Source organism: Streptomyces olivochromogenes (assembly GCF_001514115.1).
Taxonomy (GTDB): domain Bacteria; phylum Actinomycetota; class Actinomycetes; order Streptomycetales; family Streptomycetaceae; genus Streptomyces; species Streptomyces olivochromogenes.
In genome coordinates, this window is record NZ_KQ948504.1 from 6461 (window position 1) to 18062 (window position 11602).

Annotated in this window: 10 protein-coding genes and 1 pseudogene; 3 read left to right on the forward strand and 8 right to left on the reverse strand. The window is 68.2% G+C overall.

Annotation, left to right across the window (positions count from 1 at the left end; all coding sequences use genetic code 11):
* Positions 1–746: 746 nt before the first annotated feature.
* On the forward strand, positions 747–1943 hold the full coding sequence (locus AQJ27_RS50885; RefSeq protein ID WP_483027185.1) for an IS701 family transposase: 1197 nt from the start codon (positions 747–749) through the stop codon (positions 1941–1943).
* 714 nt (positions 1944–2657) lie between these two features.
* On the opposite strand, the gene AQJ27_RS50890 is transcribed toward AQJ27_RS50885, so the two are convergent.
* The 7 genes and pseudogenes from AQJ27_RS50890 to AQJ27_RS60070 all read right to left on the reverse strand — a co-directional run.
* Positions 2658–3482 carry an alpha/beta fold hydrolase gene (locus tag AQJ27_RS50890; RefSeq protein WP_235614084.1) on the reverse strand — a complete coding sequence of 275 codons (825 nt, stop codon included), beginning with the start codon at positions 3480–3482 and terminating at the stop codon, positions 2658–2660.
* 461 nt (positions 3483–3943) lie between these two features.
* Positions 3944–4648 carry a TetR/AcrR family transcriptional regulator gene (locus AQJ27_RS50895; protein WP_235614085.1) on the reverse strand — a complete coding sequence of 235 codons (705 nt, stop codon included), beginning with the start codon at positions 4646–4648 and terminating at the stop codon, positions 3944–3946.
* A gap of 263 nt (positions 4649–4911) precedes the next feature.
* A complete protein-coding gene (locus AQJ27_RS50900; RefSeq protein WP_067385841.1) occupies positions 4912–5553 on the reverse strand; it encodes a carbonic anhydrase in 642 nt (213 codons plus the stop codon).
* Between the two features lie 22 nt (positions 5554–5575).
* Complete coding sequence (locus AQJ27_RS61165; protein WP_107120755.1) at positions 5576–5854, reverse strand: hypothetical protein; 279 nt, start codon at positions 5852–5854, stop codon at positions 5576–5578.
* A 159-nt stretch (positions 5855–6013) separates the two neighbouring features.
* Positions 6014–6679 (reverse strand): phosphate signaling complex protein PhoU, encoded by a 666-nt coding sequence (gene phoU / locus AQJ27_RS50910; RefSeq protein ID WP_067385865.1) that lies wholly within the window; start codon positions 6677–6679, stop codon positions 6014–6016.
* A 126-nt stretch (positions 6680–6805) separates the two neighbouring features.
* Positions 6806–8017 (reverse strand): FAD-dependent oxidoreductase, encoded by a 1212-nt coding sequence (locus tag AQJ27_RS50915; RefSeq protein WP_341866178.1) that lies wholly within the window; start codon positions 8015–8017, stop codon positions 6806–6808.
* Between the two features lie 656 nt (positions 8018–8673).
* A pseudogene (locus tag AQJ27_RS60070) lies at positions 8674–8787 on the reverse strand (ATP-binding protein); the annotation flags it as partial.
* A gap of 169 nt (positions 8788–8956) precedes the next feature.
* Between AQJ27_RS60070 and AQJ27_RS50920 the strand changes: the two are divergent.
* On the forward strand, positions 8957–9700 hold the full coding sequence (locus tag AQJ27_RS50920) for an SOS response-associated peptidase (RefSeq protein ID WP_067385847.1): 744 nt from the start codon (positions 8957–8959) through the stop codon (positions 9698–9700).
* Positions 9701–9890: 190 nt separating this feature from the next.
* The gene (locus AQJ27_RS50925; protein ID WP_067385853.1) at positions 9891–10253 is read left to right on the forward strand and encodes a hypothetical protein; all 363 of its coding nucleotides are present in this window, start codon (positions 9891–9893) and stop codon (positions 10251–10253) included.
* A 220-nt stretch (positions 10254–10473) separates the two neighbouring features.
* Here the strand turns inward: AQJ27_RS50925 and AQJ27_RS50930 are convergent, their stop codons facing one another.
* Positions 10474–10719, reverse strand: coding sequence for a hypothetical protein (locus AQJ27_RS50930; protein ID WP_067385856.1), 246 nt, complete (start codon positions 10717–10719; stop codon positions 10474–10476).
* Positions 10720–11602 lie beyond the last annotated feature (883 nt).

The window sequence follows — 11602 nt, forward strand, 5'->3', positions numbered from 1 at the left end:
GCAAAGCCGATACCCGCGATGACGACCGCACCGCCAACAACCACCCCAACCAAAGACCGCTGCACGCGCGTTAACCGATGACGCTCCCCCACCGTCCCCCGCCTCCAAGGCTCCGCCCTGCCGCCGAGCCCGTTCCCAGCCGCACACCACGCAAGACGGCACCATCCCCCACAACAGCTCCTCTAAACCCAAACCTCCCGGCGAAGCACAGCACTCACGCAAACCAACTCTTGCATCAACCCTTACCTCGCCCCCAGACGCGTCGGCGCACCCATACTCCCCGGGTCGTTGCTTGATGTAGCTTCGCTCTTTCTCAATTGCGAGGTGGAGCTGAGGCGTTCAAGGTCCATCGCTCAAGTCGGTTGCGCACAGCGGCAGGCGGATTCCGTTTCACCAAGTGATAGAGATTCTCGTAATAGCCCTGCCACTCGGCGCCTTCATCCCGTCCGGCCGCACTCCTTCGAGCGCGATAAGCAGTTACAAGTGGCGCCATACTCTCCCAGGTGGAGATCACTGAAAACTGCCCAGCACTCAGAACAAACACCGTTGCAGTATTAGTACTCCAGCCGCACTTCTGTATTTCTCCTGGTCAACGGCCTGGCGGTGGGGAGTGTAGCGAGGGTTTGGCATGGGTGGGACAGTCTTGGGCCGACCGTCCCACCAACGAGTGCCCGCGCCGCATGTAATGACAGTGCGACGAGCAGTCCGTTGTCGTGATCCACGATGTACCGACGAACACCTGGGACCTGGAACTCGAAGAACTCTTCCTGCAGACCGGAGCCCGCTTTTGCCGTGTAGAAGCCCGGCGGCGGATGCGGGACTACGTCCGCGGACTGCTCGGCCCGGTAGGCCGAAAGAACAGCTGGCAGCTCGCCGAATACGCCGGCCACGCGACCCCGCACGGCCTGCAGCACCTGCTCTCCCACAGCCGCTGGGACGCCGACGGCCTGCGCGACGACCTGCAGGCCTACGTCGCCGAACAACTCGGCCGTGCAGACGGCGTGTTGATCCTCGATGACACCGGCTTCGTGAAGAAGGGCACCACCTCCGCAGGGGTGCAACGCCAATACTCCGGCACGGCCGGGCGGACAGAAAATTGCCAGATCGGCGTCTTCGCCGCCTACGCCACCACCCGCGGCCATGCCCTGATCGATCGCGAGCTCTACCTGCCCAAATCCTGGACAGGCGACCGGGAACGCTGCCGAGCGGCCCGCATCCCCGACGAGCGCACCTTCGCCACCAAGGGCGAGCTGGCCCGCGACATGATCTTGCGCGCCCTGGCCTCCCCGCTCCCCATCGCCTGGGTCACTGCGGATTCCGCCTACGGACAGGACTCGTGCTTCCGGCGCTTCCTGGAAGACACCAAGCTCTCCTACGTCGTTGCCGTCCCCAAGTCGCAGCAGGTGAACGGCCCGCGCATCGACCATCTCATCACCCAGGCCCCGCCCGAGGCATGGCAGCGTCTGTCGGCGGGGCCGGGAGCCAAGGGCGAACGGTTCTACGACTGGGCCGCCGCCCGTCTGCCCGCCGTGGCCGAGTCCGACGGCGGCGAGCCGACCCGGCAGCGGTGGATACTGGCCCGCCGCAGCATCAGCAAGCCCGACGAGATCGCCTACTACCTCGCCTGCGCTCCACTGGCCGCCACCATCGCCGACCTGGCCCGAGTCGCAGGATGCCGATGGAAGATCGAGGAGTGCTTCCAGAGCGCGAAGAATGAGTGCGGCCTGGACCAGTACGAGGTCCGCCGCTACGTGGGCTGGTACCGGCCCATCACGCTTGCCATGCTCGCCCACGCGTTCCTCGCGGTGATGGCCGTGCAGGAGCGCGAAAAAGGGGTGTCGAGGCCGACACACCCGACCTCGTGGACCTCACGCCAGCCGAAATCCGTCGTCTGCTGGCAGCTCAACCCGGCCGCCATCCTGCACGCCGCGACCACGCGGTGAACTGGTCCCGATGGCGGCGTCGCCACCAGGCACGTGCCCGACGCTGTCATTACATGCGGCGCGGGCACTCGTTGGTGGGACGGTCGGCCCAAGACCGTCCCACCCATGCCAAACCCTCGCTACACTCCCCACCGCCAGGCCGTTGACCAGGAGAAATACAGAAGTGCGGCTGGAGTACTAGGTGGACGCCGACGGGAATTTCTCCAGCACCATTTCCAAATTGGAGTGCGGTTATGCACTGACCGCAGCAACCAAAGCATTCACTGGGATCCTCGTCGCGGCTTGCTCCTGGAGGCACAGCACCCGACAGCTCGGTCGAGGCCGATGGGAGCTCGGCGGGGCGTCTGGAGACCAATCGAGAGGGGCCGCCGCAGGTACGGAGGGAAGACCCACGGTGAGCCCTTCCTCACCGAACAACGCCTGGCCCCAAAAGCACAGGGGTCACCTCAAGGTTGTCTACGGTGTTCTGCGGGACAGTGCGAGCCCTTCGGGCGACCAGCCTTGCCCCTCTCCCGCCTGCTGGAGCGGCTCAACAGGTGGGCGTTCTCCTGCTGAAGGGAGGACTGGCTCTGTTGACGAATCAGGGGCCCCGTCTGGGTCCGCCGGGGCAGTGAGTACCGCGGCCCGCCCCCGCACGAGGGAAAACAGTGCACTGGACTCGCGTGTGCCTTCGGGCCGGAGCGCTCAGCCGAGGACCACCGCGTGCGCCGCGGCTCAGGCCGAGGGGAAACCGGCTGTCAGGCAGGCCAACAGCTGGCCCGGCGCGTCTTCCTGGAGAAGGTGGCCGGCGCCCTCGATCCAGTGCAGCTCCGCGTGCGGAACGCGTTCGTGCAACCACTCGGCGTACCGCGGAGGAAGAATGCGGTCCTCGCGGCCCCAGACGAGCCGCACCGGAAGCGACATACCGCCCAGCAAGTGCTCGTACGCGACCGTGTCCGCCTGCCTGATCTGGCTGTACTGACGGTAGAACGCCGCTTGCCCTGAGTCCCCTCGCCACGGTGTGAGGAACGCATCGAGAACTCCCGGCCGGAAGCCGACGTGCGTGGCGTGCCGCAGGTGGCTGGCGACCAGCGCTTCATGCGCGTAACCGGGAAGCTTCTGGAAGACCTCCTCGTGCTCCAGGAAGAGTTGGAAGAGCCCTCGCTCCCACTCGTCACCGCTCACCGCGTCGAAGAGGGTCAGATCCTGGTAGCTCCTCTTCTCCAGCAGCAATGTCCGAAGCGCCACCGCCCCGCCGATGTCGTGGGCGACCACGCTGGGGTCGGATAGCTCCCAGTGGTCGAGGAGCCGGGCAAAGTTCCTCGCGTGAGCCGCCAGGCTGAGGTCCTGGCCCTCGCGTTGGTCCGACTGGCCGAAGCCGAGATGGTCGAAAAAGAAGACCTTGCGGGTGCGGGCGAGGGCCGGAGCGATGTCCCGCCAAAGAAAGGAAGAATACGGCGTGCCGTGCACCAGTACGATCGGGTCTCCGCGACCCAAGGTCCCCCACCGCACCACGCCTTCAGGCGTCTCAAATTCCTCACCAAGCGTCCAGTCCGTCACTGGCCTCCTCTCTTGCCTCATGAACAGCGCCTTCCACGGAGAGCGTGCCTCGATGCCTCATCAGCAAGAAGCTCCCGCATCTGTGGTCCCAGACTCACCGGCATCACCCTTGCCCCCGAAGAGGGCGAGCCTTCTGCGAGCAAGGGTGAAAGCTCCGAGGAACGTGCGGGAGCCGAGGGCCACTGTCGCGATGGCTGTCATGACCATCCGGCCAACTGGTGCGGGGCCAAAGTCACCGGCAAACGCGCTGGGACCTCGGGGCTGGCGGATCCGCCGAAGCCGAAGCGCCCACGGCCCAGGGAACCTGCCGATCTCGACGCCCTTGCGCATCTTCGGATAGCCGGGGGTACCAACACGCCCAACACACCCAAAGTCCCTTGCAGTCTGCCCCTGCGACTGGACGCCCACCGCGCGGGTGGCGTAACCGACTGCGCGCACCTGCTGCGGTGCACGCGGCCGGTTCAGCCTGCCAGCTGTTGGAGCCATTCGCGCAGCAGAGCCGTCTCCGCGGCTCTCAGGGGCACCCCGGCACCCGCAGCCGGGGGCCCGGTGGTGAGCGCGGTTTGAAGTGCGGCATCGAGGGCGAGTGCGCGCGAGGCCAGGTCCGACCCGGATGAGGCGGGCGGGTCGGTGGTGATGGAGGCGATGACGGTGTCCCGCAGCCGTGCCGAAGTGGCCAGGTCCCGCTCCGAGGACTCTTCGCCGATCAGCGCCAGCGTGGCACCCGTTGTCGCCGCGTGGATGACGCGGGTCGCCTGCTCCACGGGAACCCGAAGGCGCCCGGCGTCGGCCGCCCGGCCCAGCAGTCTCACCAGCAGGGCGTGCGCCTCGTCCGCGGCCGGGGGCCGCCGCCCGGGCTGCACAGTGCCGTACATGAGCATGTAGAACGCGGGGTGCTGCACTCCGAAGTCGACGTGCAGGTCCCAGCCGCGGTAGAGATCGGCCACCGGGTCGTCGGGGGCCAGCGCCAGTGCCTCCCGTTTCTCGGCCAAGTACATCTCGAACCCGTAGGCGGCCAGCTCGGCCAGGAGTCCGTCCTTGTCGTCGAACATCCGGTACAGCGCGGGAGCCGTGATGCCCGCGGCTGCGGCGACAGCGCGCGTGGAGACCGCCTCGCTGCCACCCTCCTCCAAAAGCTTGGCGAAGATCAGCGGTCTCCTCCTCACCGACCTGGCCTGCCATCGGTCTGGCAGACCGGGCACAGCTCGTGCCGCCCCTCGTCGGTGACGACCGTTCCCCATCCCCGGCACACCTCGCAGCCCGCGCCAGATCGGCGCGGGGGACGGTGCTGGGCCCGCGGTCGGCTCCGTGAGCCATCAAGGGCCCTTCCGTGGATGATCAAAGCGGTGAGCCCGATGGGTTCCTCATCCACGTAGACGAGAGTCCTTCGACGGCGGCAAATCACGCTGAGCAGCCACGACCGGGGCGGTCAGGACGCGGCGGGGACCGCCGCATCGAGTCCGCGAGAGGCGACGAGCTGCGCGCTGCCGTCGGCCAGGCGGTAGCACAGGCCCACCACGGCGGCCTGGCCGGCGTCGACCTTCTCGGCGAGGACCCGGGAGCGGTCCAGCAGCAGGTCGACGGTGTGCCTGATGTGCTCGGCGAGGATCTCCTCGGGCTCGACGTGTCCGGCGGCCCTCGCTGCCAGCACGCTGGGGGTCACCCGCTCGACGACGTCGCGGATGTATCCGGCCGGGGTCATGCCGTTCTCCAGTGCGGCGCACGCTGCGCCGACCGCGCCGCACGAGTCGTGGCCGAGGACCACGACCAGGGGGCAGCCCAGCACGTCCACGCCGTACTCGATGCTGCCGAGCACCTCCGGGCCCATGACGTGGCCCGCGGTGCGCACCACGAAGAGGTCGCCCAGGCCGCGGTCGAAGATGATCTCGGCGGCCAGCCGGGAGTCGGAGCACCCGAACAGCACGGCGAAGGGCTGCTGGCCCGGTGCGATCTCGGCGCGGCGGGTGGCGTCCTGGTTCGGGTGCTCGGGGGTGCCAGCGACGAAGCGCTGGTTACCGGCCAGCAGCAGCTCGAAGGCGTCGCGGGGCGTCGGGGTGTGGATCTCAGTCATGTCGGCAGCCTACGAGTCGGCATCAGCCGTCGCACCGCCTGGTCCCGTCGGCCATCGCCAGGTCGGCCGAGGCATACGGCTGGGGAATCACTCCAAGGCGCCGGGCGAGGACAGCCTCGATGTGGAACCTCAGCGCGCGACGCAGCGGCCTCGCCCCATACAGCTGGCCGACTGCGCGCGTCCGTAGCGCCGCCTTGCCACCATGGTCAGGACCGCTCCGCTCGCTCTTCACACCCGCACAACGAGCAATGTGCTGGTCACGCTGTCGGCCGTACGGGGGCGACGATGCCGTCCCGGGCATCCGGGCCAGCTATGCAGCCTTCGCGCTCTCGAAAACCCGTGCGGGTATCTGGCTGGCCACCCGCACCTCACCAGGAGCGAGACCTTGGGGTTCCGTTGTCGAACGCAAGCCCGTCGAACCGGGAGCCCGAGCACGCACTCATCCCTGGAAGGTGCATGGTCACAGCGCTGTCGGCGGGAGTTCGTCCGCGTGCTCGCCCGTGACGAGGTAGATCAGGCGTTGGGCCACCGACACCGCGTGGTCGGCGAACCGCTCGTAGTAGCGGCCGACCAGCGTGACATCCACGGCCGTCTCCACCCCGTGCTGCCACTTCTCGTCCATCAGGTGCTGGAAGATCACGCGATGCAGCTCGTCCATGCGGTCGTCATCCTGTTCGAGCTGGAGTGCCGCCTTGACGTCCTGCGTGATGATTACTTCTGCGGCCTGCGCCATCAGGCGCTGCGCGAGCTGGCCCATCTCCAAAACCGTGCGCCGCAGATCGCGCGGCACCGCCCGCTGTGGATGCCTCATCCGGGTCAGCTTGGCCACATGCTGGGCTAGGTCTCCCGAGCGTTCCAGGTCCGCGCTCATGCGCAGCGAGGTGACCACTTGGCGCAGGTCCGTGGCCACCGGCTGCTGCCGCGCCAGCACCGCAATCGCCCGGTTCTCCAGGTCCCGCTGGAGGTCATCGACCTTGGCGTCGGTCGAGATCACGCTCTCGGCGAGCTGCAGATCCGCGTCCAGGAGAGCGGTGGTGGCCAGGCCGATCGCTGATCCGACCAGGTTGGCCATCTCCACCAGGCCATCACTGATTGCGTCCAGCTCAGCGTGATACGCCTCACGCATCGCGTCCTCCACCTTCGCGCCGGGTGTGTGCCAGCCTTTCGCCTGATCAGGCTCGCACACGTCGCCGGCCCGCAGCGGCTGCGTTGCCTTGCTGAGCAGAGGGCGGCCCCAGAGGGGACGCGAGGCTCAACGTGTGCCGATCCGTCGAACGGCATCGCGGGCAATGCGAACGGCGGCATACTCGGTTCCGGCGACGAAGCGCATCATCGGCCCGAACATCGGGGCGGCGAGCGAACCGGTGAAGTACAACCCGGGTATCGAGGATGCGAACCCGCCGGTCAGGCGGGGAGCCTTCGAACCCGTCACGCAGGCGATGCCGTGCCGTAGTGCGGGAGTGAGGAAGGGCAGAGCACCGATGTCGAGGCGGTAGCCGGTGGCGGCCAGGACGTGGTCGACGGTCAGGATGTCCGGCCCGTCCGGGCCGGCAAGTTCCAGCCGGGCTGCGGAGCTGGAAGCCTCGGCGTGAGCGACGCGGCGGGAGGTGTGCACCGGCACGATCTCCTCGACGCGGTCGCGCAGCCACCAGCCGCCCGAGGGGCCCAGGGCCCGGCGGTACAGCAGCAGGCGGGTCGCGGCCGGCAGCCGCCGTACGCCGCCCGGTGTCCGGCAGACCGCGTCGAGCATCCAGCCCGTCCCCAGCGGGGAGGCCGGCTTCGCAAGCCGCTGCGGCCAGGGCCGGCTCGGCTGCGGGATCGTGCCCCACAGCACTGCCCGCTGCCGTACCAGCACCTGCACGTGGGTCCCGGCCTCGTGCAGCAGGGCGGCGCTCTCCAGCGCGGACTGGCCGCCGCCGATCACCGCGACCCTCTGCCCGGCATACCGCGACAGGTCGCTGTGATGGCTGGTGTGCGACACCAAAGCCCCGGCCCCCGGCCCCTCGGGGGCCAGGTGCAGCAACTCCTCGGGGATGTGCGCTAGTCCGTTCAGGCCAGTCGCCACCACGACGGCCGCCGCCGCGAACTCCCGCCCGTCATCGAGGAGTACGGCAAAACCGCCAGTGTTCGTTGCCCGGTCGACGCTGGCGACCCGCACCGGTTCGACGTCACCGACGTACCGCTCCTTAAACCACTGCCCGTAACGCACGAACACCTCGCACGGGATCGGTGTCAGCTCGGTCAGCTCCGGCTCACCGTGCACACGCCGGAAATCGGACAGCCGGCCACCCGGCCCGGGCGCCGACAGGTCGGTGGCTGCCGGAGTCGACTTCAGGAACATCCCGGTGGCCATGGCATGCCGCCAGCTGCCCATCACCTCACCGAAGACCCGGACCGGCACCCCGGCACGCCGCAAGTGCGCGGCCACCGACAGCCCATAGGGGCCCGCACCGATCACCGCCACCGCAAGCCCCCCGCGGCCGCCGGACGCCCGCGTCTGGACAGGGCGCTGCCCCGGAAGTGACTGCGTCACGCATCCCCCCACCGATCCGCCCGCCGCCCTCCCCAGGACAGCACGCACCTCGGGACGCCGCGGTAGCCGACCTCCTACCGCGCGCATTCCCCCCTCCGCGCCCGAGTGTGACCCATCAGCCGCTGCCCACCGCAGGATTTCAACGCACCTTGACCGAAACCTGGTCGAAGCAACCGACATCCCCCGGATCCGGCCAGGGATCAATGGGACCGCGGTCAGCCCTGCGACTGATCTTGCTGGCTACTCGCGCTCTGAACGCTTGAGGACCTGCGCCTGCAGACGTTCGCGAAACTCGGCGTCCTCGGGCGCCTGAGCCCGCAAACGGGTCGTGAGGCCGCCCGGCGGCCGCCAGGAGCAGCAGGCGGCCACACCGGCCCCCGGGCATGCCGGCGCGGGACGCCCGGGGGGCCATGCCCACCGGCCGGTGCAACCGGGAAGGTGCGGCCCCGCATCGCTGGGAGAGCAGCACGCGGGGCTGACGCCACAGCTACACGGCCCACATCACCGCGGTCAACGGCGCACCCGTCGGCACGGACACGATGCGGCCAGCTGCACACCATTCCAGTCACAACCGGGGGCCGGCCGCGGTGTCCGCCTGGGTCGTCGGCCAGCACAACGGCTGCGGTGATGCGCTTGCCCACCGGTTCGCGGTGAAGGGCGAAGCTCCGGCAGACGGCCATGACGATTTCCAGGCCGTGCTCCGCGGCCGCCTTGTAAAGGGACGCCCGGTACCTCATCGGCGGGCTACTCACGCAACCGCTGGAGTCAGCCTCGGGACTGCCTTGCAACGCCGACGTGCACGGCCCGACACGGGCCATCGAACGGCGCTGCGGTCGGTGCCGCCGGTGCCGCCGGTGGCACAGTGGTGTCATGTGCGGCCGTTACGTCTCCACCCGCAGTCCCGAGGATCTGGTCCAGCTCTTCCAGGTCACCGACTGGCGTGCCGAGGAGGCGCTGGCGCCGAACTGGAACGTCGCCCCGACCAACAACGTGTGGGCCGTCCTCGAGCGCGTCCCGCGCGGCCAGACCGATGCCACCGCGGCGGAGCGGGAGTTGCGTCCGCTGCGCTGGGGCCTGGTGCCGTCCTGGGCGAAGGACATGAAAGTCGGCGCGCGGATGATCAACGCGCGGGTGGAGACCGTGCACGAGAAACCCGCCTACCGCCGCGCATTCGCCAAACACCGCTGCCTGCTGCCGGCCGACGGATTCTACGAATGGGAGCAGGCCAAGGACCCCGACACGGGCAAGACCCGCAAGCAGCCGTACTTCATCCATCCCGAGGACCAGCAGGTGATGGCGCTCGCCGGCCTGTACGAGTACTGGCGCAACCTGGAGGTCAAGCAGGACGACGACCCCGCCGCCTGGCTGACGACCTGCACCATCATCACCACCGAAGCCACCGACACCGCAGGCCGTGTACACCCCCGCATGCCACTCGCCCTCACACCAGACCACTACGACTCCTGGCTCGACCCCCACCACCAGGACCCCGACGAACTGCGCGCGCTGCTCACCCAGCCCGCCGACGGCCACCTGGACGCCCGGCCGGTCTCCACGGCCGTCAACAACGTACGCAACAACGGCCCGCAGCTCCTCGACGCGATCACCCAATAGCTGCTGCCGCTCGGCGGCCGAAGGCGCTGCATGGGATGTAGCAGCTTCCGTAGTTGGCAAGGGCGACGCGAAGGCCGTGGCCGTATGGTCGACCTCGCCACAGACTGGCTGGCAGGCCAGCTGCACGCCCAGCGACCGCAGCGCATAGACGCGCCCGCCCGCTGTCAGAGACGCCCCCTACGGTCGGAGCATGATTTCCTTACCGACCCCGCACACGAGCGACCGCTGGCTGCTCCAGATCACGATCCAAGCAGCGCGCGCCGACGACACCCGCTGGCGTGAGCAGTTGGCCGCGCTTCGCTCTGTATCGTCGTACGACCCGGACACTCAGACCTGGAGCACCTTCATCGGTGCCCTCAATCTGACGGCCGTCCGTACGCTGCAGGCGCTCTTCGATGTGGCCCGATCGTTCGGGGCCGACATCCAGCTGGAGGCCGCTCCCGCCCCGGCATCCTGGCAGGGACCCTCCTTCACGAGCGACAGTGAGGTGGCCGCCCTCTTCACGGCGCAGGCCGACAAGGGCCGGCCACTCGGCCAACACCCCGCGGACTGACCAGCGTGCGTAGGGCCTCACGCTTTCACTGCCGTACTGGGTACGTCGACCCGAGCAGCGAGCGGATGTATTTCCCTCAACCGATCTTGTCGACGTGGGCACAGGTCGGGAACTGCTGGCGGCCGCCGGGCAGGCCGACGCTCGCCGCGTTCCAGATGTCCGTTGACAGTGAACCTTGATCAATTGCCACTGAAGTTTGACCAGTGCTGAAGAAGGCTGGTCAGCCATCTTCCGGGACGTCCGGCACCAGGTCTCGGTATGCCTGACGCATTGCGTCCAGCGCGGCGCATCGCGCCACAATCGCGTTCATCTCCTGCGCCCTGTCGAACAGTTCATCACCGCTGTACAGAACGGTTCCGCGAGCGAAGGCCCGGAGTCTGTCCGAGAGCCCCAGCAGGGCACCGGACAGGTTCGACGTGCGCAGGTCGATCTGTTCGTACTTCAGGTGCAAGGTGTTGTCGGCCACGCCCTCATGATGTTCCCGGCGAACTGAGCGCAGCAGGCGTTCTCCGGCACGCGACCATCAGCGGTCAGGTCTCCGGGTTTCCGCCCGTCCGGTCTTCGTGCGAACCGGCGCACAATCTTGGGCGAGAACGCTCAACCTTCGCTACAAGAGGTCACGTTGTAAGGGCTGCCGCAGGGGGGGCATGCTGTGACGGGTGAGCAACCATACACGCAGCGTGTTCGCCGTCAGCTCGAAGGTAGTCGTCCTGCGCGCCCTCCTCTTTTGGGTCTTATGCGAGGCCTTCTTTGCCTTGACCACCCCACTACTGGTGGGATGGATGGGCACCCCGGAGAAGGGATATGGGGAACTGCTGCATGAGTACCTCCGCGGCCCCGAGATGTACCTCGTAGCCGCGGCCCTGTGCGCGGCCCGGCTGCCATCCCTGACTCTCCAGGCGTACCGCAAGACAGGAACGGCCACCCCTTGGGTCTACTTGGCTCTCATACTTGGGGCCAACGCATCGCTTGTGATGGCTGCTGCGCCAGCACTTGTGTTCGCCGAGTACGAGCCGGAGCCCGGGAGCGGGCGTGTGCCTGCGAGCCATGCCCCTAACATCAGCGCAAGCTCCTCCAGCGTGGCACGCAGGCGATAGCGAGCAGTCTGCGCCCTTCTCGTGCTGCTGGCAGTCTGGCGACGGTTGTGAACAGCTGACCTCTTGTCGCGAAGGTTGAGCGTCTCGCCCAAGATTGTGCGCCGGTTCGCATGAAGACCGGACGGGCGGAAACCCGGAGACCTCCTCGCACCGCACGCGGCGCCCGCCGTGCGCGCCTCGCCGACCTGCCCTGGCCACTCCACCTTCGATGAGGCAAAGCCCGCCCGGCCAACCTTCGGTGAGAACACTCAA